General features: G+C 70.0%; 27 protein-coding genes. 10 read left to right on the top strand and 17 right to left on the bottom strand.

Annotation, left to right across the window (positions count from 1 at the left end; all coding sequences use genetic code 11):
• Window positions 1-6: 6 nt before the first annotated feature.
• Genes OHB41_RS43970 through OHB41_RS43955 form a run of 4 tightly spaced genes read right to left on the bottom strand, consistent with a single transcriptional unit; the run spans window position 7 to window position 4392 of the window.
• Window positions 7-1362, bottom strand: a complete 1356-nt coding sequence (locus OHB41_RS43970) for an STM4012 family radical SAM protein (RefSeq protein ID WP_266707003.1) — start codon at window positions 1360-1362, stop codon at window positions 7-9.
• On the bottom strand, window positions 1359-2165 hold the full coding sequence (locus OHB41_RS43965; RefSeq protein WP_266708327.1) for an STM4013/SEN3800 family hydrolase: 807 nt from the start codon (window positions 2163-2165) through the stop codon (window positions 1359-1361). The genes OHB41_RS43970 and OHB41_RS43965 overlap by 4 nt, the downstream gene beginning before the upstream one ends.
• 55 nt (window positions 2166-2220) lie before the next feature.
• The gene (locus tag OHB41_RS43960; RefSeq protein ID WP_266707001.1) at window positions 2221-3390 is read right to left on the bottom strand and encodes an STM4014 family protein; all 1170 of its coding nucleotides are present in this window, start codon (window positions 3388-3390) and stop codon (window positions 2221-2223) included.
• 33 nt (window positions 3391-3423) lie between these two features.
• Window positions 3424-4392, bottom strand: a complete 969-nt coding sequence (locus tag OHB41_RS43955; RefSeq protein ID WP_266706999.1) for an STM4015 family protein — start codon at window positions 4390-4392, stop codon at window positions 3424-3426.
• 190 nt (window positions 4393-4582) lie between these two features.
• Between OHB41_RS43955 and OHB41_RS43950 the strand changes: the two genes are divergently transcribed.
• The gene (locus OHB41_RS43950) at window positions 4583-4909 is read left to right on the top strand and encodes a DUF8820 family protein (RefSeq protein ID WP_266706997.1); all 327 of its coding nucleotides are present in this window, start codon (window positions 4583-4585) and stop codon (window positions 4907-4909) included.
• A gap of 171 nt (window positions 4910-5080) precedes the next feature.
• The gene (locus OHB41_RS43945; RefSeq protein WP_266706995.1) at window positions 5081-6115 is read left to right on the top strand and encodes a DUF6745 domain-containing protein; all 1035 of its coding nucleotides are present in this window, start codon (window positions 5081-5083) and stop codon (window positions 6113-6115) included.
• Between the two features lie 70 nt (window positions 6116-6185).
• On the opposite strand, the gene OHB41_RS43940 is transcribed toward OHB41_RS43945, so the two are convergent.
• From OHB41_RS43940 to OHB41_RS43925, 4 genes are all read right to left on the bottom strand, one after another.
• Window positions 6186-7145, bottom strand: coding sequence for a GlxA family transcriptional regulator (locus tag OHB41_RS43940; RefSeq protein ID WP_266706993.1), 960 nt, complete (start codon window positions 7143-7145; stop codon window positions 6186-6188).
• On the bottom strand, window positions 7142-7693 hold the full coding sequence (locus OHB41_RS43935) for a cysteine hydrolase family protein (protein WP_266706991.1): 552 nt from the start codon (window positions 7691-7693) through the stop codon (window positions 7142-7144). Before OHB41_RS43935 ends, OHB41_RS43940 begins: the two co-directional genes overlap by 4 nt.
• A gap of 212 nt (window positions 7694-7905) precedes the next feature.
• The gene (locus OHB41_RS43930; RefSeq protein WP_266706989.1) at window positions 7906-8130 is read right to left on the bottom strand and encodes a hypothetical protein; all 225 of its coding nucleotides are present in this window, start codon (window positions 8128-8130) and stop codon (window positions 7906-7908) included.
• Window positions 8127-8741 carry a nucleotide-binding protein gene (locus OHB41_RS43925; protein ID WP_266706987.1) on the bottom strand — a complete coding sequence of 205 codons (615 nt, stop codon included), beginning with the start codon at window positions 8739-8741 and terminating at the stop codon, window positions 8127-8129. Before OHB41_RS43925 ends, OHB41_RS43930 begins: the two co-directional genes overlap by 4 nt.
• A gap of 294 nt (window positions 8742-9035) precedes the next feature.
• Between OHB41_RS43925 and OHB41_RS43920 the strand changes: the two genes are divergently transcribed.
• Window positions 9036-10214, top strand: a complete 1179-nt coding sequence (locus OHB41_RS43920; protein ID WP_266706985.1) for an amidase domain-containing protein — start codon at window positions 9036-9038, stop codon at window positions 10212-10214.
• Between the two features lie 105 nt (window positions 10215-10319).
• Here the strand turns inward: OHB41_RS43920 and OHB41_RS43915 are convergent, their stop codons facing one another.
• Window positions 10320-11183 carry a virginiamycin B lyase family protein gene (locus OHB41_RS43915; protein ID WP_323138475.1) on the bottom strand — a complete coding sequence of 288 codons (864 nt, stop codon included), beginning with the start codon at window positions 11181-11183 and terminating at the stop codon, window positions 10320-10322.
• Between the two features lie 427 nt (window positions 11184-11610).
• On the opposite strand from OHB41_RS43915, the gene OHB41_RS43910 reads away from it, so the two are divergent.
• Window positions 11611-12069, top strand: a complete 459-nt coding sequence (locus OHB41_RS43910) for a MarR family winged helix-turn-helix transcriptional regulator (RefSeq protein ID WP_266706981.1) — start codon at window positions 11611-11613, stop codon at window positions 12067-12069.
• Window positions 12070-12144: 75 nt separating this feature from the next.
• On the opposite strand, the gene OHB41_RS43905 is transcribed toward OHB41_RS43910, so the two are convergent.
• The 3 genes from OHB41_RS43905 to OHB41_RS43895 form a co-directional block, all read right to left on the bottom strand.
• Complete coding sequence (locus OHB41_RS43905; RefSeq protein ID WP_266706979.1) at window positions 12145-12762, bottom strand: FMN reductase; 618 nt, start codon at window positions 12760-12762, stop codon at window positions 12145-12147.
• Window positions 12759-13841: a CE1758 family FMN-dependent luciferase-like monooxygenase gene (locus OHB41_RS43900; protein ID WP_266706977.1), complete on the bottom strand. Its 1083-nt coding sequence runs from the start codon at window positions 13839-13841 to the stop codon at window positions 12759-12761. The genes OHB41_RS43905 and OHB41_RS43900 overlap by 4 nt, the downstream gene beginning before the upstream one ends.
• 340 nt (window positions 13842-14181) lie before the next feature.
• Window positions 14182-15978: an FUSC family protein gene (locus OHB41_RS43895; RefSeq protein ID WP_323138472.1), complete on the bottom strand. Its 1797-nt coding sequence runs from the start codon at window positions 15976-15978 to the stop codon at window positions 14182-14184.
• Between the two features lie 169 nt (window positions 15979-16147).
• On the opposite strand from OHB41_RS43895, the gene OHB41_RS43890 reads away from it, so the two are divergent.
• Both OHB41_RS43890 and OHB41_RS43885 read left to right on the top strand, forming a co-directional pair.
• Window positions 16148-17137: a Dyp-type peroxidase gene (locus tag OHB41_RS43890; RefSeq protein WP_266706973.1), complete on the top strand. Its 990-nt coding sequence runs from the start codon at window positions 16148-16150 to the stop codon at window positions 17135-17137.
• Window positions 17134-17976 carry a family 1 encapsulin nanocompartment shell protein gene (locus tag OHB41_RS43885; protein WP_266706971.1) on the top strand — a complete coding sequence of 281 codons (843 nt, stop codon included), beginning with the start codon at window positions 17134-17136 and terminating at the stop codon, window positions 17974-17976. The genes OHB41_RS43890 and OHB41_RS43885 overlap by 4 nt, the downstream gene beginning before the upstream one ends.
• Before the next feature lie 136 nt (window positions 17977-18112).
• Here the strand turns inward: OHB41_RS43885 and OHB41_RS43880 are convergent, their stop codons facing one another.
• Window positions 18113-18574, bottom strand: a complete 462-nt coding sequence (locus OHB41_RS43880; RefSeq protein WP_266706969.1) for an Hsp20/alpha crystallin family protein — start codon at window positions 18572-18574, stop codon at window positions 18113-18115.
• Window positions 18575-19127: 553 nt separating this feature from the next.
• Here OHB41_RS43880 and OHB41_RS43875 point away from each other — a divergent pair.
• Window positions 19128-19409, top strand: a complete 282-nt coding sequence (locus tag OHB41_RS43875) for a hypothetical protein (protein WP_266706967.1) — start codon at window positions 19128-19130, stop codon at window positions 19407-19409.
• Between the two features lie 23 nt (window positions 19410-19432).
• Here OHB41_RS43875 and OHB41_RS43870 read toward each other — a convergent pair whose 3' ends face one another.
• Window positions 19433-19912 carry a GreA/GreB family elongation factor gene (locus OHB41_RS43870; protein ID WP_266706965.1) on the bottom strand — a complete coding sequence of 160 codons (480 nt, stop codon included), beginning with the start codon at window positions 19910-19912 and terminating at the stop codon, window positions 19433-19435.
• A 176-nt stretch (window positions 19913-20088) separates the two neighbouring features.
• Window positions 20089-20754 (bottom strand): hypothetical protein, encoded by a 666-nt coding sequence (locus OHB41_RS43865; RefSeq protein WP_266706963.1) that lies wholly within the window; start codon window positions 20752-20754, stop codon window positions 20089-20091.
• A 232-nt stretch (window positions 20755-20986) separates the two neighbouring features.
• On the opposite strand from OHB41_RS43865, the gene OHB41_RS43860 reads away from it, so the two are divergent.
• Window positions 20987-21613: a DUF1345 domain-containing protein gene (locus tag OHB41_RS43860; protein WP_266706961.1), complete on the top strand. Its 627-nt coding sequence runs from the start codon at window positions 20987-20989 to the stop codon at window positions 21611-21613.
• A 251-nt stretch (window positions 21614-21864) separates the two neighbouring features.
• Here OHB41_RS43860 and OHB41_RS43855 read toward each other — a convergent pair whose 3' ends face one another.
• Entirely contained in the window at window positions 21865-23100 is a 1236-nt protein-coding gene (locus tag OHB41_RS43855; RefSeq protein ID WP_266706959.1) for a PP2C family protein-serine/threonine phosphatase, read from the bottom strand.
• Here OHB41_RS43855 and OHB41_RS43850 point away from each other — a divergent pair.
• On the top strand, window positions 23099-23317 hold the full coding sequence (locus tag OHB41_RS43850) for a hypothetical protein (protein WP_266706957.1): 219 nt from the start codon (window positions 23099-23101) through the stop codon (window positions 23315-23317). The two genes, OHB41_RS43855 and OHB41_RS43850, sit on opposite strands and share 2 nt — an antisense overlap.
• 41 nt (window positions 23318-23358) lie before the next feature.
• Window positions 23359-25719 carry a galactose-binding domain-containing protein gene (locus tag OHB41_RS43845; RefSeq protein ID WP_266706955.1) on the top strand — a complete coding sequence of 787 codons (2361 nt, stop codon included), beginning with the start codon at window positions 23359-23361 and terminating at the stop codon, window positions 25717-25719.
• 119 nt (window positions 25720-25838) lie between these two features.
• On the opposite strand, the gene OHB41_RS43840 is transcribed toward OHB41_RS43845, so the two are convergent.
• Window positions 25839-26636 (bottom strand): polyamine aminopropyltransferase, encoded by a 798-nt coding sequence (locus tag OHB41_RS43840; protein WP_266706953.1) that lies wholly within the window; start codon window positions 26634-26636, stop codon window positions 25839-25841.
• Between the last annotated feature and the right edge of the window lie 18 nt (window positions 26637-26654).

The raw sequence follows: 26654 nt of genomic DNA, 5'->3' as shown, positions 1-26654 counted from the left end.
AGCCAGTCACCTCAACTCGTAGGCGGTCATGGCGTCCTTGACGGCGGGAGAGAAGAACTCGGGCCCGATGGCGTCCGAGTGGGCGAGTCCCTCGGGCGAGAGCCTGAGCCGTTCCGCCCCCGCGTCCTGGAGCCACCCGCGCCGGGCGAGGACGTCCAGCTCGTCGGCGAAGTCGTCGACGGGCGCGGTGCCGAAGCGCTGCCGGTAGTCACCTGCGGCGAGGCCCTCGGCCTGCAGCAGCGACTGCAACAGGTGCCGGCGTCGCGCCTCGTCCTCGTCCACCCAACGGCCGTGCAGGGCCCGGGAGAAGTCCTCGGTGGCGCTGTAGTCGTCGATGATGGCACGCACCTCGCGCATCGACACGGCGTAGTCGAAGGAGTAGTGCAGAGCTGAGGTGTACGACCGTGCCCCGCAACCCAGCCCGATCATTCCGTCGCTCTGGCACGCGTGGTCGTCCGGCCCCTGCGCGGGGGCGTCGGCGCGGCGGAACATGCGCATCGACACCTGCTCGTACCCTTCGGACAGCAGATGGTCGCGGCCCTCGCGGTAGAGGCGCAGCCGCTGCTCGTCCCAGTCGCGGTCGGCGGTCCGCGCGTCCGCGTGGCGGCCCAGGCCGGTGAGCGGACGGATGTAGAGCGGGTAGAGGTAGATCTCCTCCGGCCGCCAGGCGAGGGCCGCGTCGAGTGAGTACCGCCAACTGGCCGTCGTCTGACCGTCGATGCCGTAGATCAGGTCGATGTTCAGGACCGGGACGGCCGACTCCCGTATCCGGGTGAGCGCGGCCTCGACGTCGGCACGTCGCTGCGGGCGTACGGCGGCACGGGCCTCCTCCTCGACGAAGCTCTGCACCCCGAGACTGAGGCGCGTGGCGCCGCGCCGGACCAGGACGGCGAGCCGGTCGGCGCTCGCCGTCGCGGGCGACGCCTCCACTGACAGAGGGATGGACCGCAGGTCCGCGCCCATGTCCCGCTCCGCGATGTCGCAGAGCCGCTCCAGTTCCGCCGCCTCCAGGAAGGTGGGCGTGCCACCGCCGAAGGCCGCGTTGGCGAACCTCGGTGACGGGTCGTCACCTAGCGCCTCGCGTACGGCGACGGCCTGCCGGCTCAGGGCGTCGAGGTAGCGGCCGGTCAGCCCGTCCGGGGCACCGACGCGCGTGAACAAGTTGCAGAAGCCGCAGCGCACCTCGCAGAACGGTATGTGCAGGTACAGCGAGAGCGCCTGCCGTGACTCGCCCGCCCACAACTCCTCGAGCGCGGGCCGCGGGTGGAGCGGCCGGTAGGCGGTCTTGTGCGGATAGGCGTACAGATAGCTCTGGTACGGGCGGGGCACGGGGTGCGCCGCCGCCACGGAAGCGACGGTCATGCGGAGGACTCCAGGAAGAAGTGGCTGTAGGGGACGGTCCACACGGACTCGTGGCCCAGCCGGTGGCCGGTGTAGCCGTCGTCCCCGTACGCCGTGCCGTGGTCGGAGCAGACGATGGCGAAGCAGCGACGACGTGCGGACATCGCGGCGAAAAGCCGTCCGACATGGCGGTCGATGTACTCCAGCGCCGCGGCGTGGGTGAGGCGGCTGTCACCGGCCTCCCGGGTGGCGCCCTCCAGGTGGAACCAGTTCGGCTGATGCAGCGCGGAGGCGTTGAGGAAGAGGAACAGCCGCTGTTGCGCGGGCAGTTCGGCCACGACCTGCTCGGCCCGGGCGACCTGTGCCTCGAAGGACGTCGGCGAGGCCACCGAGAACTCCGGTTCCCAGTGGCTCTCCTGGAAGAGACCGGGCAGGACGTCACCCAGGGCTCCCTGCTTGTTGAAGAAGCCGACACCACCGATGCACACGGTGTGGTAGTCGCGGGCGGCCAACGCCGACACGATGTCCGGGGTGTCGAAGACGAACGTACGCTCCTCGGTCGTCTCGCTGCCCGCGAACCGGGCGGCGAACAGCCGCGGATGAGGCCCCTGGGAAGCCGGCGTCGGCAGGAACCCGGCGAACATCGCCTGGTGGGACGCGTAGGTGAAGCTGCCCGGAGCGTGCCGTTCCTCCCAGACGCCCCCGGGCAGATGCGCCGCCAGGTTCGGCAGGCGGCCCGCCGCCGCGAGTTCGACGGCGACGTCGTGGCGCAGGGTGTCGAGGGTGAGCAGCAACAGGTCGTCCCGGCCCACCACCTCGTTCATGTCGGGCGTCGGGAACGCGTCGGCCGGCGCTGCCAGGTGCGTGCCGGTGGGCGTGTCAGAGTGAGGCATGGAGTGTCCTTGAACGGTGGTGCGGTGCGGGCGCGGTCCGCGGGACGAACGGGACGGGCCACCGCGGACCGACGGCCGCGATCTGGGCGGCGTAGGTGTCCAGCCCCTCCGCGGGGCCACCCGGCAGACCGGTGAGCCGGGGCAGCAGGTCACCGAACGCGTTGACCTCCCCGACGGCGAACCGGCGCCAGCCGACGGCGGGCAGGAGGTCGACGCCCACGCACAGGGTGGCCGGGAAGCAGGCCGCGGCCTGTTCGCAGACGGCGAGCGCCTGGGCCCACCGGTCGCCGGCCAGGGCCCGGACGGCGGACAGATCGCCGCGGGTGCCGCCGAGATGGAGATTGGTGAGGGGAAAGCGGCTGATGCGGACGACGGCGTGGGTGGCCCGGCCCGCCACGACGAGGACGCGCAGATCCGCCGACCGGTTGCCCAGCGACGCCTTCGGCAGCCAGCGCTCGATGTGCAGTCCGTCCGGCGCGAGCCTGTCCACGATCGCGGCGACCTCGGACTCGTCGGTGTAGTGGCGCACACGGAGCGAGTTGTGCAGCCGGCCGTCCGCGACCTCCACGGAGGTCGTCGCCCGGACGCGTCCCGCCGTCGTCGTCTCGACCGCCAGTACGCCCGATGCGGACGAGCCGTGAGCGAGTTTCACGAACGCACGCCGCAGACCCGCCTCCGCCATCCGGGCCCGTACCGCCGACCAGTCCCCGGCCGGAACCGTGTCGCCCGAGGTCGGGGAGACCGGCACCGGTACGTCCGCACGCCGCAGGCGGCCGTGGCAGAGCCGCTTGTCGAACAGGACGGCCAGGTCATCCGGGGTGTCGAGCCGGCGTCCGCCGCGCAGGGAGGCCACGCCGTCGAGGAAGCGTGCGTACCAGCGCGCGGAACCCTCCACCCGGGTCGGGTCGTCGACGCCGCGCAACAGCCGGTCCACCTCCGCGTTCTCCCCCGGGGAGTCCAGGCGGACGATCTCGTCGTCGGCGAATGCGTGGCCGCCCTCGCGCAGCACCTCACGCCACTCGACCACGCGAGGCCTGCCGTGCCCGGCGGCCTCGGCCGCCGCGGTGAACAGGGCGACCCTCCGGTTCTCCCCGTTGGCGACGACCGCCCACCGAGGCGGGTCGCTGCGCGCGTCCTCGCCGTCCACTCCTGACACCCTTCCGTCCTCCGTCCGCCCGGTACCGCCGCGCTACTCGCCCACCGCCACGAAGCGCCAGACGGTTCCGTCCTCCTCCTCGTCGGAGTCGGCGTCGTCCTGATCGGCGCGGACCTCCACGCCGTGCGGTTCCAGCGTCTCCTGCAGTCGCGAACGGACCGCCGCGCTCAGGTAGTTGTGGTGGAGGTCGAGTGACTTCAGATGGGTCAGCGGCTGGCCCGAGAGCAGCGCCGTCGCGCCGTCGTCCGTGAGGACCCCCATGGAGACGTCGAGAGCCTCGAGACGAGCCACCACGGGCGCCGAGGCCAGCGAGGAGCAGATGACGTCCTGGATCTCGCTGTTGCGCAGGGCGAGGTGTGTGAGGGCGGGCAGGCGGCTCCCCGCGAAGAACGGCTCCAGGTCGCTCACCTCGCTGTCGCCGCCGTACTCGGATGTGCCCAGCCACAGGTCGAGATGGACCAACGCCGGCAGATCGCTGCCGGCGACTCCCCGTACGGCCTCGGCGGGCATACCGCCGGTCTCCACCGTCAGCCTGCGCAGCCGCTCGTGGCGGACGGCGGGGAAGACCAGCTGGTTGCCACCGCGGACGCCGAACTCCTCCAGGTTGGGATAGGCCTCCAGCACGGGAGAGACGTCGCCCTGGACGATCCAGGAGATCTCGCACTCCTCCATCACGATGTCCGCGAGGAATATCGCGCGCAGCTCGGGAAGCCGGTCGCGGGCCGCCACGAGAGCCTCGATCACCTCCGTCGGAGCGTTGTCGTACGCGTCGCTCCAGGCGCCCACGACCAGGGCCCGCACACGCGTGGTGTCGACGGCTTCGAGGAACCGGGCGAAGGCCTCCGGCCACGACTCCTGGCTGTCGTAGGAGTCCACGGCCACCCGCCAGGCGACGGATTCCGGGGACGGGAGGGCGGAGGCCCGAAGGGGTTTGTCGGCCGCGTCCGGGAAAGTGAACGCGGGCAGTCCGTGAAACTCCTGCAGGTGGCTTCCGATGGTCATGCGCGCCCGCTCCTTCGTGCATCTGGTCGGTGGTACGACGGTCGTGATGGTGCCTGGTGCGCGCAGACCGCATTCCCAGGTACCGGAGTTCTACCAAGCCCCACTGACAACCCCGCGCGGCGGGGGAGTGTCAGTGCCCGCCTCTACGGTTCTCGCACGGCACACGTGGTGCCTCGACGGAGGGAGACGCATGTACCGCCAAGGAGATGTCCTCATGGTGTCGTTGGCACCGGAGGCGGTGCCCGCCGGAGCGGTCGACGCGCCGTCCGAGCCGCGTGACGGCCGGGGCCGGCTCGTCCTCGCGCTGGGTGAGGTCACCGGCCACGCACATGCGGTGGTGGGCCCCGGGCGGCTGATCAGGGAGGCCGGTGTGTTCGGGCCCATGCTGCTGCACGTTCCGGACGGGGCGCGTGTCGTCCACGAGGAGCACGCGGCGATATCCCTCCCGAAGGGTTGGTACCGGGTCGTCCGGCAGCGGGAGTACGTGCCGGGTGCGGTGCGGATCGTCGCCGACTGAACCCAGGGGGGCGCGAGCACGCTCGCAGGGCAGTGACGTACATCCGCGGGTGCTCGTCGCGGTGTCACCTCTCGGTGGTGTGACGTGACGGGCACGGCGACAAGGACGGGCCGGGCGGGCGGAGCGTGACGCTTCCACACCCGTACCGAAGGACGTGGGAAGAGAACCAACATGACGGACATGGGTAGTTGGCGTGCGGTGGCGGCGGCCACGGGGGCCGCGGATCGAGCCGCGGCCGAGGAGGGGGTCCGGCTCGCCTACCGGAGCGCGGGTCTGACGGAACCCGGGCGCGTGGTGTGGGTGCGCTCTCCCCGCGAGGCGGTTCAGATGCTCATGGGCGCGCCGGGTCCGGCCGGGGTGACGCTGACGGGGGACGAGACCGGCGCGAGCGTGCGCCACGCCGTACTGAGCGGGCCGTGGGCAGCCGAACGGGAGCGACTGCACCGGCGGTTGGGGCCCCAGGGATGGAGTGGCCACTGGCATGCGACGGGGTCCGGCCTGTGGGAGTCGACCCGCATCCTGGTCGACCGGATCCGTGCGGGAGTCGTCGAGCAGTCGGCCACAGGCAGGGAGGAGGAGACCCGGGTCCGGCTCCTGCTGCTCGACGCCGCTCTCGGGCAGCACGACGCGGCCTGGCTGTCCGCGTTCGACACGGATCGATCGGGCCCGCTGGGCGGTCCGGCGATGGTGGCCCGCGCGGCCGGCTGGTGGTGGCCCTACGAGCGGGTGGCGGTCATGTGTGAGCGGCCCACGGAGCTGCACCGCGATGAGGCGGGCCGTCTGGACCGCGCTGACGGCCCGGCGCTCGGATACGAGGACGGATTCGAGCTGTACGCCTGGCGTGGCATGCCTGTTCCGGGGGACTTCCTCGACGAGCTGGCTTCGCTCGACCCGAAGCGCATCCGTGACGAGGAGAACGCCGAACTCCGCCGTGTGATGCTGGAGTTCTACGGCTACGACCGGTATCTCGCCGAGTCGGGGGCGGTTCCCGTGCACCGGGACGAGACCGGGATCCTGTGGCGGCTCGAACTGCTCGGGGACGAGGACGTGGTGATGGTGGAGGTCGTCAACTCCACTCCCGAGCCGGACGGCACGAGCCGCACGTACTGGCTGCGCGTGCCACCGGCGACGCGCACGGCCCGTGAGGGCGTGGCCTGGACGTTCGGCGTCGCGGCCGAGGCCTACCAGCCGCTGCGGCAGACGTGAGCGAACTCGCGCGCCGGTCGTCCGAAGCGTGTCGCCGACCGCCCGCGACCGGTGGGCCGGTCCTCGCTCGTCAGCCGTCGGGGCGCACGTGACGCCGGGACGGCTCGCCGGCGGTCGCGTGCGGTGGCCGGGTGCGGAGGCGGCGCAGCATTCGGGCGTCCTCGAAGCCCACCTGCCGGGCCGCCGACTCCACCGTGGAGCCATGGTCGATCAGGTGCTCGGCGCGTTCGACCCGCAGCGTCTGCTGGTAGCGCAGCGGGGTCAGACCGCCGGTGGCACGGTGGAACAGCCGGGTCAGGGTGCGCTCGCTGACACCCGCGCCCGCGGCAAGGTGCGCCAGCGGGAGCGGTTCGCTGAATCGCGCGTCGATGAGGTCCTGGACGCGGTGGACGGCGTCGTCCAGGTGGGACCGGTGCCGCAGCATGGCACTGGCCTGGGGCTCGTGGCCGTTGCGACGGGCGTACACGACCATGTCCCTGGCCACCTGGGCCGCGAGTGCCGGGCCGTGGCGGACGGCCAGCAGGTGCAGCGCGAGGTCGATACCGCTGGCGATGCCCGCCGAGGTCACCACCCGCTCGTCGGTCGTGAACAGCACGTCCCGCACCACGAGGGCGCGGGGATGACGGGCGGCCAGTTCGTCCTGGTGGTCGTGGTGCGTGGTGCACCTGCGCCCGTCGAGCAGTCCGGCCCGGCCCAGCGCCTCCGCCCCGGCGCACACGCTGGCGACGGTGCCCCCGGCGGCATGATGGTCGCGCAGCCGTTCCGATCCTGCCTGGCTCAGCGCCGGGCCGCCGCCCAAGGTTCGCGTCCGCCAGCCCGGCACCACGATCAGGTCGTCGTCGCTCAGCTCCGGCCACCGGGTCCGCGCGATCAGGGGCAGACCCTGAGCGCTGAGCACCTGCTCACGCTCGGCGACGTACTCGATGCGGTAGGGCTGCCCGAAGTCCGCTGCGGTACTGAAGGCCTGCGCCGGTCCGGCCAGGTCGAGGAGGTGGACTCCGGGCAGCAGGACGAAGACGACGAGGCTCACGTTGTCGAGGGTGCCATTTCCGACTCCAGTTCGGCCACCGTCGCGATCCGGGCGAACCGGTCGCGCAGCACCGCCTCGGTGCGTTCGATGATCGCCTCGGCGCTGAGATCGCCGATGGGGTTGGTGGTGGTGGCGTCGGTGACGAAGACCATGCGGTAGCCGAGGTCGCTGCCGACCCTGGTCGTGGTCTCCACGCACTGCTCGGTGCGGATTCCGCAGACCACCAGTTCGCGCACCCCCGCCTCGGTCAGCAGTTGCTGCAGGTTGGTGGTGGTGAAGGCGTTGTGGGAGGTCTTGTACAGGACCGGCTCGCCCGGCTCCGGACGACCCAGTTCCTCCAACAGACGGACATGCCCCTGGGCGGGGTCGAACACGTCGCCGCTGCCCGGCTCGGAGTGCAGGACCCAGACGACGAGGTCTCCGTTGGCGCGGGCGAGGGCGACCAGCCGGTTGACCGGTTCGGCGATCCCCGGATGGGCGATCTGCTTCCACAGCGGGCGAGCCCGGAAGGACTCCTGGACATCGACGACGATCAGCGCTCTGCTCATGACGCTGATAGTGACCTGGAACGACGCCCGAACCGTAGACCCGATCCGGGCCGGTACCGGAACGATCCGGTCAGCCATGCCGGACCGCACGCCGCGTGCTCCGAATCCTGCGACAGACGACAGACGACAGACGACAGACGACAGACGACAGACGACAGACGACAGGCGACGGGCGGCAGACGGCGGGCGGTACGTGGCAGGCGGTGCGCGGCTTACGGGTTGTTTCTCAGGGGGCGCAGGACGGCGGCGCCGACGCGCATGAGCGCGGACACGGGCGGGCCCACCCAGCGGTTCAGCTCGCGCGGCACGGCGGGATCGACCTCGATCGTCAACCGGATGTAACGGGCGTCCAGTTGAGTGACCTTCAGTGGACGGGGGGAGGAGGCGTCGGGTTCGCGCTGGAGCGCCGCCCGATAGGTGTCTTTGCGTTGGTTCACGCCTTGTCCTGACGTTTGATGAGTTCGTCCGCGAGGTCCATGTAGGCCGAGCCCTTGACGTCGACCGCGCTGCCGAAGGACTGGGAGTACAGGTCGAGCCGAGGAATATGGGTGGCCAGCACGTCGAAGCCCCGTTCGGTGAGAGCTTCGCGGGCGTCGGCGTCCGGACCGGTGCGCGTGGCGTCGGGGCGGTTGGTGCGGTTCAGCAGGACGGCGGCGCGGGCCGGCTGGGAGCGCAGCGACTGTACGTCCCGCATCTCGCCGCCGATGGGCGCCATGCGGTCCAGCTCGATGGGCGCCGGGGTCAGCGGGACGATCCAGTCGCTCGCGTACTTCATGATGCTGCGGGCGATGTGGGCGTGGTCCTCGAGCTGGGGGGCGTCGAACACCACGGCCTGCCGGTTGCCGAGGAAGTCGTTCACGCGCCGGTGGACGTCACCGACCGGAAAGGCGATCACGGGGAACGGGAAGCCTCCGGCCAGTTCGCTCCAGCGCAGAGCGGAGGAGGCGGGGTCACTGTCCACCAGCAGCGGGGAGACGCCCAGCTCGTGCAGTGCGTGGGCCAACCAGACCGCGCTGGTCGTCTTTCCCACTCCGGGCTTGAGATTCACAAAGGCATAGCTCAGCGTCACAGAACGCAACGTTAGTGGTCGCGCACGGCAGGCTGCCGTCGGCGCGGCGGATATCGGCTTCTTTCACCCTGTGGTGGCACGAATCATTCGTAGGGCCTAACGCGGACCGGGGCCGGCGAAGGACTCTCCGCCCGATCTCCGTGAGGGTGCCGGGTCCACCGTGGGCGACCGTCACGGCCCGGTGTCCCTTCGGTAACCCCCCTCACTGGAGGCACATATGGCGTGCGAGGATGCGGATTCCGGTAGAGAGTACCGGCGTAGAGGGGAACATCATTGAAAACAAGGAAACTGAGCCGTAAGCGGAGACGGGCGACCATAGTCACGGCGGCGGCCGCCTCGGTCGTCGCCGGCGCGGCTCTGCTGCCCAACTGGAGTGCGGGCGCGGCGAGTGTCGCCGACGACCCCACGGTCGACGCGTCGACCAAGGCGACCTTCCAGCGGCTGGCGGACGCGGTCTTCACCGACCGTACGGACGCCCTGGTCGACAACGGGAAGAGCAAGCAGACGTCAAAGGCGTCCCGGTTCTCCGGTGACGTGCGGCTGTCCTCCACGCAGTCGCGTGACGAGAACGCGGCGCTGTCGCAGCTGCGGGGCCGCAAGTCCCGTCTGGCGTCGCTCGGCGAGAAGTACGGCTCGGCCAACACGACCGTGTCGCTGGACCGTACGCGGGTGAAGGGCCGCCACGCCACGGTCGCCGTCACCGAGACCACGACCCTGACCTACAAGAAGGTCAGGGGCGGCGAGCCGAAGACCACCGGCTTCCAGGCCCACCACGAGCTGACGTTCAAGGCGGACCACAAGGGCGACTGGCAGCTGACCAACGTCCGTGACACCGATGACGGCGTCGCGGTCAACCAGGTCGCCAGCCCGCAGGTCGCCAAGCCGGCCACCGCCGCCGACGATGCTCCGCCGGAGGCGACCCGCTCGGCCATCACATTGCCGGCACCGGCCAAGGCGAAGAACTTCTCCGCCACCGGTTACGACTACAAGGCCATGGCGGCGTACGCGGCGAAGTACTGGAACAAGTACAACCCGGACTACCCGGACTTCAACGGTCAGGGTGCCGGCGGTGACTGCACCAACTTCGTCAGCCAGTCCTTGAAGGCCGGCGGCTGGAAGCACGTTCCCGGCTACACGAACGACTTCCACAAGTGGTTCGGCAACGCCGACATCCAGTCGGACTCGTTCGTCGGGGTCAACGAGTTCTCGTGGTTCGCCCTGTCGTCCAAGCGGGTCACCAGCCTTGCCAACGTCTATCAGCTGGACGTCGGTGACGTGCTGCAGATGGACTTCAACAAGGATGGCGAGAAGGACCACAGCATGATCGTCACCTCGCGCAGCGCGCAGGGTGTGCCGTACGTGTCGTACCACTCCACCAACACGTACAACAGGTCGGTGGCGAGCATCATCGCGTCGTACCCGAACGCGGCGTACTACGCGTACCGCACCTGAGCGGTCTGATCTCGGAGCGGGAGCCGGCCCTCAGGGTCCGGCTCCTTGCTCTGTCGGCAGGCGACCGCGACGGTCCGGCTTCTTGCTTCGCCGGCCGTTCGGTGGCTAGTGCCGCGGCAGGCAACGTTCGCCCGGCGGGAACGCGAGGCCGGTCGGGGTGTTGAGGCCCGTGGACGGCAGCGTGACCTGTCCGCCGCCCGTCTCCCGGACCCGGACCACCCGGTTGTTGAAACCGTCGGCCACGTAGAGGCCACCGTGGCAGTCGAGCGCGAGCCCCAGCGGATCGCTCAGGCCGGTGACGGGAACCGTGCTCTGCCTGCCACTGACCGCGGACACCCTCACCACGCGGTTGTTGCCGCTGTCGGAGATGTAGAGGTCACCCGCGGCGTTCAGCGCCAGCCCGGTCGGTTGGGAGAGGCCGACGGTGGGCACGGTGGTCTGGCGGCTCCCGTCCGCGGACACCCTGACGATCCGGTCGTTGACGAAGTCGGAGATGTACAGGTCTCCGCCGGGCGCCAGCGCCAGCCCCCATGGGTGCAGCAGACCCGTGGTGGGGACGGTCGTCTGGCCGCTGCCGTCAGCGGGTACCTTCACCACCCGGTCGTTGAAGCTGTCCGCGATGTAGAGGTCGCCGACCGCGTCGGCGGCGAGCCCCAGCGGGCGCGACAGGTCGGTGGTGGGCACGGTGGACTGCTCACCGCCCTTCAAAGGCAGCTTCACCACCCGGTTGTCACCCGTGTCGGAGACATAGAGGTTGCCGGTGCGGTCCCAGGCCAGCCCGGTCGGACGCACCAGGCCGTCGAGCGGGACGGTGGTCTGACCGCTCCCGCCCGAGGGCAGCCTCACCACCCGGTCGTTGCCGTAGTCGGACACGTACAGGGGCGGACGGTCCCGCGAGCGCACGTCACCGGCCGACGCCGCGTCCGCCGGTCCGGTGGGCAGTACACAGAGCATCAGAAGGCCCGTCATCGCGGCCAGTTGCCGGGTCCACCTCCGTTTCGCGCGGTCGGCGGAGGCCGAGGACTCGCGCGTTCGTGATCCTGCCGTGGTGCGTTCCACGACTCACCCACCTGTTCTGGACGGTCGGCCCGTTGCCGTACCGGCCCGCGGAGACGGTCGGTGCCGAGCCAGGTCGTGGAGCGGCGCCGCTGGTACGACGGCCGGACCCCCACGGGGGCACAGTCATCCGCCGCCCGCTCCGTCCGTCAAGCGCCGACCCTAGGAAGAGCGGTGCCGGGGCAACCGGAAGCCACGCCACCGGCCCACGCGGCGGCCACTCCAATGCCCGTGAACTCTGACGCCGCAACGCCCCAGCGCGTAACCGCTGCGGGCCGGGGGCCGGGGCTTCATGATTCGCCCCTGCCGACGTCCGATTCAGGGCAATTACACTGTGTCCATGACTGACGCGACGACGCCCGAGCCCCTCAACCCCGACGAAGAGGCGTTCATCCGGGCGCTGGGGCGGGTGATGGCCTTCCTGCCGCGAGTCGTCGACGCGGACATGCTCTCGGAACAGCAGATCACCACGTCCGAGTACATGGTGATGGTGCACCTCTCCGAAGCACCGAACAGTCAGTTGCGGATGAGTGAGCTGGCCAACGAGTGCGGGCTCTCCCTGAGCGGCATGACCAGAATCGTGAACCGCCTGGAAGCCCAGTCGCTCGTCCTTCGGGTGAAGTCCCCGGAGGACGGCCGGGCATGGCTCGCCGTCCTCACCAGTTCCGGATGGACGCGGTTGAAGCAGACGTGGCCCACGAACCTCGCCAGTGTGCGGCGGCACGTCTTCTCCCGGCTGGAGGGGTGCGACGTCGTCGCGGCCACCCGGGTGCTCGACCGCATCACGTCGGATCTCTGAGGACCCGCCGCCCGACACGCTGAGCCGCAGGCGCGGGCCTGTGCTCGTCGGGGCCGCTCCCGTCCGCGCGGGGGGTCAGCCGTCGGCCAGCAGGTCCTCGAACGGGGTCGGCGACATGTACGGATCCTCGATGACAGGGGTGTCCCGGCGATTCACCTCACGGGCCAGCTCACCGGCGGCCCGTTCCGTGCGGTCCGCGAGCGACACCGCCGAAGCGTGGCCGCTGCTCCAGTCCTCCGACGCGGCGAAGACTCCGGTGGTCACCACCGCCGCGCGCAGATAGGAGAAGAGCGGCCGCATCTCGTGGTCGAGCACCAGCGAATGCCGTGCCGTGCCGCCGGTGGCCGCCATCAGGACGGGCTTGTCCTCCAGCACGCCCTCGTCCAGGACATCGACGAACATCTTGAACAGCCCGCTGTACGAGGCGCTGAAGGTCGGGGTCACGGCGATCAGCCCGTCCGCCCGTGCCACGGTGTCCAGCACCGGGCGCAGTTCCTCGGAGGGGTATCCGGTGATCATGTTGTTCAGCAGGTGGTGCCCGTAGCCGCGCAGTTCGATGCTCTCCACATCGACTTCGGCACCGAGCCGCTCGAGCGCGCGACGGGTCGCGGCGGCCAGGCGTTCGGCCAGCAGGAGGGTGGAGGACGGCTGCCTCAGTCCTGCCGAGACGACCGCGATCAGACGCCGCTTCACGGCCGGGCCTCGCGGGCCGCCTTCAGCGAGGCGTGAGTCGGGGCCTCAGGTACCCGCGCGGGACGCCCCGCCTCGAACTCCTTCCGCAGGACCTGTACGACCTCACCCAGCATCTCGATCTGCTGGAGCACGGTTTCGCGGGGCAGCCCCAGGGCGTCGACAGCGAACAGCTGACGTTGGTAGTCACCCTCTGCGTGCTCACGGAACTCCAGGGTCCGCTCGATGATCTGCTGCGGGCTGCCCACCAACAGGGCGGTCCTGGCCGCGGTCTCCTCCAGCGAGGGGCCGTTTCCCCACGCGGGCGAGTTGTCGAAGTACGGCCGGAACTCGCGGATCGCGTCCTGCGAGTTCGTCCGCATGAACAGTTGCGCTCCCAGCCCGACGATCGCCTGGTCCGCCGTTCCGTGTCCGTAGTGCTCGTACCGTCTGCGGTAGAGACCGACCATGCGCTGCACGTGCTCCTTCGGCCACAGCACGTTGTTCTGGAAGAAGCCGTCACCGTAGTACGCGGCCTGCTCGGCGATCTCCGGGCTGCGGATGGAGCCGTGCCACACGAAGGGCGGTATGCCGTCCAGCGGCCGCGGAGTCGAGGTGAAGGACTGCAGCGGCGTACGGAACCGCCCCTCCCAGTCGACGGCGTCCTCGCGCCACAACCTGCGCAGCAGCGCGTAGTTCTCTACGGCCAGGGCGATTCCGTCGCGGATGTCCTTGCCGAACCAGGGGTAGACCGGTCCGGTGTTCCCGCGGCCCATCATCAGGTCGACCCGGCCGTCCGCGACGTGCTGCAGCATCGCGTAGTCCTCGGCGATCTTCACCGGGTCGTTGGTGGTGATGAGGGTCGTCGAGGTGGACAGCACGATTCTGTTCGTCCGGGCGGCGACGTGTCCGAGCAGAGTCGTCGGAGACGACGGCATGAAGGGCGGGTTGTGGTGCTCGCCCATCGCGAAGACGTCCAGTCCCACCTGCTCGGCCAATTCGGCGTACTCCAGGACCGCCTTGATCCGGTCGTACTCGGTGTCCTGTCTGCCGGTCGTGGGGTCGACGGTGACGTCCCCCACTCCGAAGATCCCGAACTGCATTTCGGTCCTGCTTCCGCCTTGAGAATGCTTACGTGCATCACGAAATCGGTCAGAGACAACGGATCGCGCCGAGAACGAACCTGTCCGTTGATGCTGCACCGCTGCTCCGCGTGCGTACCCGTCGCTCGCCGAGTGGCCAGCGGAGGGACGCGAGGGCGTTCGATCAGCTCGCGCCTCGTAAACGCGTGATTGCGCGGATTTGTTTGACGAGTCAAGCATAAGATGATTGACGCGACAAGTAAATTCGGATCGCCCGGCGCGGGTGGCGTGAGCCGAGGCACCCTCCGGTCCGGGGACGGCCTGGGCCGCGAGCCCTTCGGCGTGACCGCTCCGGCACCCTTCAGGGGCGAAGGCCGTGCAGCCGGTGGAGCAGGCGATAGGCCCGTTGTTCGGCGGCGGCGAGTTCGGTGGGGTCGATCTCGGCGGGCCACAGTTCGCCGGCCGCGGTGTCGTCGGCTTCGTGGAGTTCCACGACGGACATGGCCAGACTCACCTGGACGACGGGGAGTGCCGGCCCGGAGGGGGTGCTCAGCGCCCGCTCGGCCTGCTCGGCGGCCTCCCTGCACGCGGCCAGCGCGCGTTCCACGCGTACCGCGGCCCGGTCGTGGACGATCAGCAGCGCGCAGCCCAGCCCCACGGCGATCCCCACGGCGCTGCCCAGTACCCGGTCGAGGACCAGCTCTCCGGCCGGGGAGGGGGCGGCCAGATCGCTCAGCAGCAGTGCGATCGGGGTGAGGAAGACGACGGCCAGGGCGTAGTTGCGTGCCGCGACGTACTCCAGCAGAAACTCCAGGGCCACGATCACCATCGCGAGCTCCTCCGGCCCCGGGTGGGCGGCCAGCACTCCCAGGGCGAGCAGCAGCCCCACGGCCGTGCCCAGAGTCCGCTGGACGGCGCGCTGGGCCGTGGTGCGCAGGTTGACCGAGTGCAGGACGGCGGCCGCGGAGATCGCCGCCCAGTAGCCGTGCTCCAGGTTCAGGACGGCGGCGACCCCGCCCGCCACACCGGTTCCCAGTGCCATGCGCAGGGCGGGAACGCCCAGGGCGGTCAGGCGGTCGGGGCCGCCGGGGCGCCCGATCAGCAGTTCCGTCGCGCGCAGGACGGCGGGATCGCCCGGCGCCTCGGACCTTCCCTTCGAAGAGGGAACGACGTCGTTCGGTACATCCGCGGCCCGGGTCGGTGACTCGTCCTGGTGGAGCGGCTCGCCAAGCGCCGGAGGGACGCGGCGGCGCCGGTCGGTGAGAAGGCGAGCCTGCAGGAGCAGGTGCCGAGCCGTGGCGGCCGGGTCCGCGGGCGGACGCGGCGCCGAACCGATCAGCAGGGTCCAGGAAAGGTCGGCGAGCCGCACGAAGACCGCGTCGCGGCCGGACGCGGCTCTCCGCGTGGGTGTCGGAGGCGGCAGCCCGAGGCAGTGGTACGCGTGGAGGACGGCCACCGTCGCCGCGTGCCGGGTCTGCCCCGGCACGTCGCCGACAGCGGAGGCCTCCAGGAGTCCGGCGAGTTTGCGCAGGGCTGTGGCCACCGCCAGGCGCTGCGGCCGGTCCGGATGTACCAGTCGGCCGGACACGGCCAGCAGCCAGGCGAATGCCGCCCCGGCCGCCGCGAGAGCGGTGTGCGGGAGTACCTCGGCGCCCGTGGGTGCGCCGTTGGCCGCCACCGCGAACGCGAACAGCAGCAGCACCGCACCCAGACCACTCAGCCGCGCGGCGTCACAGGCGAACTTCGCCAGTCCCGCGACGACCGCCGTCGCCGCGACGACCACCGCGGCGCCGACTCCTCCCGCCCCGCCCGAACCGGCCCACGCCGCGAGGGCCGAACCGAAGCCCACGGACGCCGTCATGGCCACGGCGACCAGGGCGAGCACGCGGGCACGGCGGCCGTAGGGCAGATTGCGGCCGAACGTGCTGGTGAAGGATCCCAGCATGGCGTAGACCGCGAGGTCGGGCCGCCCCGCCTGCACGATCGGCACGCCGACCAGACCCATGGCCAAGGCGGCCCGCACGGCGAAGAAGAGTGCCCCGTCCACGTCGTGCAGGGTCAGCGCACCGCGCGGGGAGAGCGCGCGCCCCGCGCCCACGGTCGCATGCCGCCAGCCGCGCCAGGGTACGCGAGGGACGAATCGGCGCGAAAACGGCATGTGGCGTGTATACCCGTTCGGGCATCCTCGTGCTGACATCCCCGTGCGAACGGGGATGTCAGCAAGAAGACGGTCCTCGCGCTCTTTCGACCGGGACGAAGCAGGATGGGAAGAGGGCCGATCGTTCCGCACGTGACAGACCTTTCCGCATCGCTCGAGGAGGCCGCTCGTGGTTGAGTCCCAAGCCGTGATCGTCCCGCCGGCCAGATCCGCGGTGTTCCTTGTGGTCATGATCGCGCCGGGGCACGAGGACACCGTCCGGGACCTGCTGGAGGACGTCTCGGGCCTGCGCCGCTCGGTCGCGTTCCGCGCACCCCACGACGAGCTCAGCTGCGTCGTCGGCATCGGATCGGCGGCCTGGGACCGGCTCTTCAGCGGCCCGCGTCCGCAGGGACTCCACCCGTTCGCGGAGTTGGTGGGTGAGCGCCATCGAGCCCCGTCCACCGCGGGAGACCTGCTCTTCCATCTGCGAGCCCGACGTATGGACCTGTGTTTCGAACTGGCCCGGCTGATCGCCGAACGGTTGCGCGGAGCGGTCATGGTGGTCGACGAGGTCCACGCCTTCAAGTACTTCGACGAGCGGGACCTGCTCGGATTCGTCGACGGCAGTGAGAACCCCGAAGGGCAGCTCGCGGTCGACGCGGTGTTCGTCGGCGACGAGGACCCCGACTTCACAGGGGGAAGCTACGTGATCGTGCAGAAGTACCTGCACGATCTCACGGCATGGAACGCCCTGTCGTCGCAGGAACAGGAGCTGGTCATCGGGCGGACGAAGCTGGCCAACGTGGAACTCTCCGACGACGCCAAGCCCGCCGACTCCCACGTGGCGCTCAACACCATCACCGACGAGGACGGCAACGAGCGCAAGATCGTGCGGGAGAACATGCCGTTCGGCAACTTCGGAGAGGCCGAGTTCGGCACGTACTTCATCGGCTACGCACGCACACCTGACGTGACCGAACAGATGCTCAGGAACATGTTCCTCGGAGACGGCCCGGACATTCACGACCGCATCCTCGACTTCTCGACCGCGATCACCGGGTGCCTGTTCCACGTGCCGACCGCCACGTTTCTCGACGACCTTCCCGACGCTCCCGGCGGCACGGCGCCGTCGGACGGGTCGCTGGGGATCGGCAGCCTCAAAGGAGTCCGAACATGACCACGCCCGACAACGTCACCAACCTGCATCGCGAGCTCGCCCCGATCACGCCCGGCGCATGGGCCGAGATCGAGGACGAGGCACGCCGTACGTTCCGCCGTAACCTCGCCGGCCGGCGGGTCGTGGACGTCTCCGGCCCCGAGGGACCCGAGCTCGCGGCGGTGGGCACGGGCCATCTGGCCGGCATCGGGGCACCGGCGGCTGGTGTCAACGCGCGGTTGCGTGAGGCGCAGCCCCTGGTCGAACTGCGTGTGCCGTTCACGGTGAGCCGCGCGGCCGTCGACGACATCGACCGCGGGTCCAAGGATTCCGACTGGCAGCCGGTCAAGGACGGCGCGCGCACCATGGCGTTCGCCGAGGACGCGGCCGTCTTCAACGGTTACGGGGCCGCTCGCATCGACGGGCTGCGCGGGCGCGCCTCCAACCCCGTACTGCGGCTCCCCGCGGAACCACGCGACTTCCCGGACGCGGTCAGCAGCGCCCTGACGGCACTGCGCCTGGCCGGTGTCCAGGGTCCGTACTCCCTGCTCCTGGGTGCCGAGGCGTACACGGCGGTCAGTGAGACCTCCGACCACGGCTATCCCGTCGTCAGCCATCTCGGGCGCATGCTCGACGGTGAGCTGATCTGGGCGCCCGCCATCGAAGGGGGCTTCCTGCTGACCACCCGCGGAGGGGACTACGAACTGCGGCTGGGTGAGGATCTCGCCGTCGGTTACACGACGCACGACACCACCGACATCGAGCTGTACTTCCAGCAGACCCTGACCTTCCTGGTCTACACGGACGAAGCCGTGGTGGTACTCGACCCGGCCTCGGCCACGGGCAGCGCCGCCGTCTGACCCCCGGCGGAGACGGGCACCACCAGGGACCGGCTTCCCCGGGTCACGTCGGGGCAGGTCGGAGGCCGGGGGCGCGGCCCGTCCGGTCCGGTCGCCCGAGCCGGGGCCGCTGGGGCCGTGGCCCGTCCGGTCGGACTCAGTCCGAGCCGAGGGCGATCGTCCGCCGTGTGGACACTCCCGTCTTCGGCAGCCGTACGGTCAGGACTCCGTCACACAGGTCGGCCCGGACCCCTTCGACGTCGACGTCACCCGGAATCCGGATTCCGTACGAGAACGAACCCGACCGGCGACGCAGCGCGTGGCCGCGCGTCGTGTCGTCGAGCGTTCCCTGGATGTGCAGTTCCCGCCCGTCGATCTCCACGCTCACGCACGCCCGGGGGACGCCGGGAAGTTCCGCGCGGACCTGGTAGGCGTCGCCCGCGTCCTCTTCCTCGGTCAGTGGCATCCAGTGCCGCGAGGATCCGGCCGACGGCGACGAGCGTTCGAGCAGCCGGCTGACCTCGCCCCACAGCTGCTCCAGTTCGGCCACCGGGTCGTGGCCGGCCGTCCAGGCCGCCCGTGCCGGACTCGATCGGGTGGTGTCCGTTCGTTCACTCATCACCATGTCTCCGGTCTTCGAGGGGCCCGGACCCCGGATTCGCCGACGGCGGTCAAGCGCGCACGGCTTCCGGTCCGCGGATCGATCCTCTCCGGGGTGCCGGTGGCGGGCAACTCGTCGCAGGCACCCGTATCGCCGCACGCCGTCCGCCCCGTCGCCGCTCTCCGCACCCGCCCTCCGCACCCGCCCTCCGCACCCGCCCTCCGAACTCCGCACCCGCCCTCCGGTTGCGGTGCGGTGGGCATCGCGCTTGGGTGAGAAGGACCTGTCGCAGCACCAGGACCTGCCATGCCGATGTCGTCGACCGCTCTCGACTCGTCCGATCCATCCAGCGGATCCCTGGACCGGCCCCTCGGCATGCCGTCCGGGTCATCGTCACCGGCGCTACGGAGAGTCCTGATCGCACGGCCCACCGAGGCCGCACCAGCACTCCTGGACCTTGGACAGCCGGGCGGGCACCCGGAGGACAGGGCGACGCCGAATCCCGGCACCCCGACACACACGGCGCATACGGGCGTACGGACTCGGGTGCGCACTGGAGGAGGACCGACGCATGGCACACCACCACAAGTCCAACCGAGCTGTCGAGGGCAACCCGGAGGAGGGCCACAGCAGGGGGCTGCCCAGGCGCCCCGACCAGGAAGATCTCGCCCAGCGGACGCAACGCGACCGCAAGGACGTGGACCTGCGTACCGGTAAGTCACCGAGTCCGGAGGCCGACTACCAGGCCGAGCGGGACGAGATCGACCGTGAGGCGGACACGGGTGAGATCCCGACGGGCACGGGCACCCGGAAGACACGTCCCCCCTTCCCGCCCACCCGCTACCAGGGCTGAACCCGAGCCCGCCCACGGATCAATCACTCCTGTCCACCGGGAGCCCTCCCGAGGGACACCACCACCGCCGTGACCTTCCTCTCGGGCGTGTTGTAGTGCACCGGGTCTCCGGGCCGGCGGCCCAGGAGGGCGCGCCCGAGTGGACTGTCGGCCGTGACCAGTGTCTGGTCCAACTCCTCGGCCACATCGCCGATCTGGAAGGTCTCCACCGTGCCGTCGGCGAACCGCACCGTGACCGTACTGCCCACACCGACCACGTCGGTGGAGGGGCTGCCGGCGTCGGCCGCCTGACCGAGTCGTGCGGTGATATCCGAGATGCGGGCGTCGAGGTGTTCCAGGTCATTGGCGCGCTGCAACTCGTCGGCCTGGTCGGCGTGGTCACCGACCGTGTCGGTGTTCCGCAGGGTCGCCGCGACCGTCCGGCGTTCCGCGCGGACGTCGGCAAGCTCTTGTTCGAGGGCGTGACGGGCGGCTTCGCTGATCGGCGCGGGTTCGCTGGTCATTCCTGCTCCTGAGGGGTGGGACACGGGAGAAATGAAAACCGTCCATTTTGTCAAAGTCGCCATGTAGCCCGCCACTTGGAACCGCGAGGACGAGTCCTGCGCTCCGATCGCCGGACGGACGGACGGGCGGGCGGGCGACGTGCTCGGCAGGAGCGAGCCCGGGACGACGTGGTGTCTCAGGTTCGGGCTTCGGCGGCCGCGTCCTGGATGTCCTGCCGGCTGTGGTCCATCACCTCGCCCAGGTCACCGACCTCGGGGTCCATCTCTTCGGCGCGCGGCGCGATCTGCCGCAGACAGGCCGTCGTGGCGAGCGCCAGGTCGACGGCCCTGTCCTTTTCCTCGTCACCGAGAAGCTCCTCGATCCTGAAGGCGATGCCGGCGAGTGTGTCGTCATCGGTTTCCGGTACGAGGTAGCCCTTGAGGCCCGCCGGATAGGGCGTCCGCTCGCGGAGTTCGCGCAATGCGGTGACCACGGCGGCGTTCTCGCTGTACCGGTCGAGGATCCCCATGAGGACGTAGAGACGAGCCACCAGCCGCGGCAGACCGGGAAAGCGGTCCAGCCAGGTCACCAGCCCCCGCTGACCACCAAGGTGATCCGTGATCTGGGACATGATCGAGGCGTAGCTGTTGGGCTGCGACCAGTGGAAGGGCATCAGCATCGCCGTCTGCCGAGCGAGTTCAGCCTCCTCCTGCTGGGAGAGCTCACCGGCCACGAAGCCGCTGACGAGCGATCGGTCGACGCCGAACCCGGCGGGTGGCGACCGGTGCTCCGAGGTGTGCGACAAGCCGTGGCGCAGGCGCAACAGTTCGTCGCCGATCTTGCTCAGCGGCTTCTCCCGCATGGATCCTCCCGGCCGTAGGTGCTCGTCATCCCGCATGCCGCTCCGGGGCCCGCACCAACACCCTGCCGTCCGGGGCCGTGACACGCGCGTCCGTTGGCCCATGCGGGCTAGGACCTGTCGTTCGGACCATGCGGCGGGACTCGGGGCAGGGCACCGGGCCTCGGCGCAGCCTGGTCCAAACGGCAGGCTGTCGGGGCGCTGACCAGGGACGAAGCCGTTAGAGTGCGGACGTATGAGCAGCTGGTTGCCGATCTCCGCCATTCCCAGGCTCGCTTGCGCGGTGGTCGTCGGGGTGGTGACGGGCGTCGCCGTCGGTGTCACCGTCGACACGACACTGGGCATCCTGGCCGGCATCGCGGCGACCGAAGCCTTCTTCGTCGTTGCGGGCTGGATCGTTCTGTGGCCGATGGACGCGACGGCGACTCGACGCCACGCGCGACGTGAGGATCTGCGGCCCCTCGCCGAGGAACTGGTGGTGATCGCGGCCGCCGTGTGCGGCCTGGTCGGCATCGTCGTGCTTCTGGTCGGCAACTCCGACCCCACGCATGCCGCGACGGCCCTTGCCGGTGTGTTCACGGCCTGGGCGGCACTTCACCTGATGTACGCCACCCGCTACGCCTACCTCTACTACCCGGAGTCCGCGGGCGGGATCGACTTCAACTCCGAGCAGCCACCGGCGTACAGGGACTTCCTCTACTTCAGTTACAACCTGGGAATGACCTACCAGGTCTCGGACACCAGCGTCTCGAGTCCGAGGATCCGCGCCCTGGTGCTGCGGCACTGTCTCCTGTCGTACGTTTTCGGGACCAGCATTCTCGCCACCGCCATCAACCTCGTCGTGGGAATCGTCAGTCACTGATCCGGAGCGGTGCCGAGACGGGTGACGCGCGCGAATCGCCCGGTCGGGGCCCTTGTGAAATGATGGTTGGCCGAAATCCCCGAGCGTGTCATCAGGAGGCTTTCCATGTCCTCGAAGCGACGCCGGAAGAAGAAGGCCCGCCGTAAGCACGCCGCCAACCACAGGCGGCGGCCCCAGTCCTGAATCCCGAGGAGTCGGGACTGACGCGTGCCGGCTCGGTTCCCGGGTCTGTCGTCGACAGACCCGGGACATCACAGCCGGACGACGACAAGAGCGATGTCGTCATGGGCGCCGCGGACCATACCGAGGTCGGCCAGCAGGGCGTCCGCCAGGCGCTCCGGGCTCAGGAACCTGTGGCGCCCGAGCGCCTCGGTCAGCCTGGCCAGTCCCGCGTCGATGTCCTCGTCGCGGCGCTCGATGAGTCCGTCGGTGTACAGAACGAGGGTGTCCCCGGGAGCGTAGGGCTGACCCGCCTGGGGGCGCGGAACGTGCTGGGGCCGGGCTCCCAGCGGCGGGTCGACCGCCTCGTCCAGCAACATGCACCTACCGTCCGGATGCACCAGTACAGGGGGTGGGTGGCCCGCGTTGCTGTAGATGATCAAGTGACTGCGAGGATCCACCATCGCCTTGACGACGGTGGTGTTCAGAGCGCCCTCCAGCGAGCGCGCGTACAGGCCCAGCACCTCGAGCGCCTGGGCGGGCCGCTCCAGCGCCCGGATCGCGGCGCTCAGGGCACTGCGCAGCATCCCCATCACGGCGGCCGCCTCCAGCCCGTGGCCGACGACATCGCCGACCGCCACCGCGAAACGGCCGTCCGCCAGGTCGACCACGTCGTACCAGTCGCCGCACACGTTGAGCGAGCCGGCGGCAGGCAGATAACGCACCGCGACGTCCTGGTGCCGGGCGAGGTCCGGTGACTGGAGCATGGCCTCCTGAAGCGTGACAGCGACCTGACGCTCGCGGGTGTGGGCGTTCCGCAGTTCCTCGTTCAGCCGTTGGAGTTCCCGCGCCCGGCCGTACAGTTCGGCCTCCAGGGCGTCACGCTCCGTCAAGTGCTTCCCAGGCGCATTCCATGTCGCGTGCGCCTGGACGAACGCCGTCACGTCCTCCACCCGGTGGATGATCCAGGTCACCCGGCCGTCCTGCCCGATGATCGGTGTGTTGATCGGGGACCACCACCGCTCCTCGAAGCTTCCGGGGCGACCCATGACCGGGATGTCGTACCGCTGGAGCGCCATCGTGTCCGGCTCGTGCGAGGTCAGCACCCGTTCCAGCGAGGCGCTCAGGTTCTCCACACCGTCGGCCTCGGAGTTGTCCGGGTTGTCGGGGAAGGCGTCGAAGATGCGCTGCCCGAGCAGGTCCTGTCTGCTCCGGCCCGTCGCCTCCAGATAGGCCTGGTTGACCTCCACGATCACCAGGTCCCGGCCCAGCACCAGATACGGGCTCGGTGTGGCGGCGAACAGGGCCTCGTAATCCATCCCCTGCATGGTCACCGTCTCCCTGTCCGTGCCCCTGCTGCTCGACCTGCCCTTTCACGCTACGGTCCGCCCGGCCGAGGCGCTCCTCAGCTCCGGACGAGTCGTGGATCCCGTGCCCGTACGGGCGGTGATCCGGGCGCGATCGGCAATCGGGCACGTCTATTATTTGCGACGAACCATTCGAATTTTGCGCAAGCTCATGGACTTCCTGCACCCGCGCTTCTAGCCTTCTCGCGTCCGCGCACCCCCACGAAGCCCGAAGGACGCATGACTGTGACTCCTTCCTCCCGACGCAGAACGCTGCAACGCGGCCTCTCCGCCTCGGTGTCGCTCGCCCTGGCCGCGGCCGGCGCGATCGCCGCCGTGGCACTCTCCGCTCCCGCCGCCTCCGCGGCCGGGGTCCCCGCCCCCTCACCCGTCGGCATCTCCGGCCGCGGTGCCACCGTGCCGTTCAAGGAACAGGAGGCCGAGTACGCGGCCACGAACGGCACACTGATCGGCCCGGACCGTCTGTACGGCCGACTGCCCTCCGAAGCGTCCGGCCGGCAGGCGGTGACGCTCGACGCGACCGGCGAGTACGTCGAGTTCACGCTGACGGCTCCCGCGAACGCCATGTCGTTCCGCTACTCGCTGCCGGACAACGCCGCCGGCACGGGCCGCAGCGCGACGATGGACCTCAAGGTCGACGGCAATCAGCTCAAGACCGTCCCGGTGACGTCCAAGTACGGTTGGTACTACGGCGGTTACCCCTTCAACAACAACCCCGGCGACACCAACCCGCACCACTTCTACGACGAGACCAGGACCATGTTCGGCTCCACGCTGCCGGCGGGCAGCAAGGTGCGGCTGCAGGTGTCGTCCACGAGCGACTCACCGACGTTCACCATCGACCTCGCGGACTTCGAGCAGGCGGGTGCGCCGATCGGTAAGCCGTCCGGGGCCCTGGACGTCGTCAGTGACTTCGGCGCCGACCCCACCGGCGCGTCGGATTCGACCGCCAAGATCCAGGCCGCGGTCGACGCGGGCAAGGCACAGGGCAGGACGGTCTACATCCCGCAGGGCACGTACGACGTGCGCGACCACATCGTCGTGGACCAGGTGACCCTGGCGGGCGCGGGTCCCTGGTACAGCGTTCTGACCGGTCGCGACCCGTCGAACCGGGCGAAGGCCGTCGGCGTCTACGGCAAGTACGCCAACCAGGGCGGCAGCAAGAACGTCACCCTCAAGGACTTCGCCATCATCGGGGACATCCGCGAGCGGGTGGACGACGACCAGGTCAACGCCATCGGTGGCGCGCTGTCGAACTCGACGGTCGACAACGTGTGGATGCAGCACACGAAATGCGGGGCCTGGATGGACGGGCCGATGGACAACTTCACCATCAAGAACAGCCGCATCCTCGATCAGACCGCCGACGGCGTCAACTTCCACATGGGTGTCACCAACTCCACGGTCACCAACACCTTCGTGCGCAACTCGGGTGATGACGGACTGGCGATGTGGGCGGAGAGCGTGCCCAACGTCAAGAACAAGTTCACCTTCAACACGGTGGTCCTGCCGATCCTCGCCAACAACATCGTGACGTACGGCGGCAAGGACATCACGATCTCCGACAACGTCATGGCGGACACCCTCACCAACGGTGGCGGCCTGCACATCGCCAACCGCTATCCCGGCGTCAACTCCGGTCAGGGCACCGCCGTGTCCGGAACCATCACGGCGGCCCGCAACACCCTGATCCGGACCGGGAACAACGACTACAACTGGCAGTTCGGCGTCGGCGCGGTCTGGTTCAGCGGGCTCAACGAACCGGTCGACGCGACCATCAACATCACCGACAGCGAGATCCTGGACAGTTCGTACGCCGCGATCATGCTGATCGAGGGGGCGACGCGAGGCCTCCACTTCGACCACGTACGCATCGACGGAGCCGGTACCTACGCCCTCCAGATCCAGGCTCCGGGCACGGCGTCCTTCAGCAACGTCACGGCCACCAACATCGGCCAGTCCAACCCGATCCACAACTGCATCGGATCCGGGTTCGAGATCACCCGCGGCGCCGGCAACAGCGGCTGGTACGCGGACCCTCCGGTCTGCACCGGCACCTGGCCCGATCCGAAGTGGACCAACGGGGGAGTACCGGGCGGAGGCGCACCGCCGCCGACGGACCCGCCCACCGACCCACCGACCGAGCCCTCGACGGACCCCACCGTCAACCTCGCCAAGAACCGGCCGGTCACCGAGACCAGCCACACCGACGTCTACCGTGCCGCCAACGCCGTGGACGGCAACGCCGACACCTACTGGGAGAGCGCGAACAACTCCTTCCCCCAGTCGGTCACGGTCGACCTCGGTGCCTCGAAGGCGGTGAAGCGCGTCGTCCTCAAACTGCCCCCGGCGTCCGCCTGGGGCACCCGCACCCAGACCCTGAGCATCCTGGGCAGCACCGACAACAACACCTACACCACGCTCAAGCCCTCGGCGGGCTACGCCTTCGATCCGGCGAGCGGGAACACCGCGACCGTCACCCTGCCCGGCTCCTCCACCCGCTATCTGAGGGTCACCGTCACGGGTAACACCGGGTGGCCCGCCGCGCAGTTGTCGGAACTGGAGGCCTACACCGGCTAGGACACGCCTCCCCGGACCCCACCCCAGGTCCTCCGGAGCGACCCGATGGCCTCCAGGCGGAGACCGCCGCCTCCCGACAGGAAGCGGCGGTCTCGTCCCGGGGGCCGGACCGGGTCACCTCATCCGGCACGCCTGCGGGCCACGTAGACGGTGTTGGCGGCGGTCCCGCCCTGGAGCGGATTGTCAAAATCGACCACGTGTGCGGCGGTCTCCACAAAGACCTCCGCGAGCACCGAGCCGAACTCGCTGTCCGGCGGGTCGTTCGACCACAGCGCGAATACGCCTCCGGGGTACAGGAGTTCCGCGAGAGCGGTCAGCCCCTCCCGGCGGTAGAGCGCGGCGTGGCCGGGGTGCAGCACATGACGCGGTGAGTGGTCGACGTCCAGCAGGATCGCGTGGAATCGGCGCCCGGGAGTCTCCGGGTCCAGCCCGCGCGCGGCCTCGACGGCCGCGGCCTGCGCACCCTCGACCGGCGGACCGTCCGCGGGTACCGGGCCACCCGCCGCCGCGCTCCCCGCGGCCATCGCGAAGAAGTCGCCGCGTACCAACCTGCACCGGGGGTCCGACACCAGGCCGGCGCCGAGCGGTACGAGGCCGCGCCGGTGCCAGTCGATCACGTCGGCCAGAGCGTCGACCACGATCAGCGAACCCACCCGCGGATCGTCCAGTGCCGCCCTGGCCGTGTACCCGAGACCGAGCCCTCCCACGGCGACGTCGAGTGGGCCCTCGGGCAGTTCCGCCAGAGCGAGCCGGGCCAGCTCGACCTCGCCCTCGGTGAAGAGGCTGGACATCAGGTACTCGTCGCCGAGCTTGACCTCGTAGACGTCCTCTCCTGACACCGGGTGCCGGCGACGACGCAGACTGATCTCGCCCATGGGCGTCGACCGCCAGTCGATCTCCTCGAAACGTACGCTCATCCGGTGTTCTTCTCCGCT

Source organism: Streptomyces sp. NBC_01571 (genome assembly GCF_026339875.1).
In the GTDB taxonomy this organism is placed as follows: domain Bacteria; phylum Actinomycetota; class Actinomycetes; order Streptomycetales; family Streptomycetaceae; genus Streptomyces.
The sequence above is the reverse complement of the archived record's forward strand: the minus strand, read 5'-3'. Positions and strand labels throughout refer to the sequence as shown.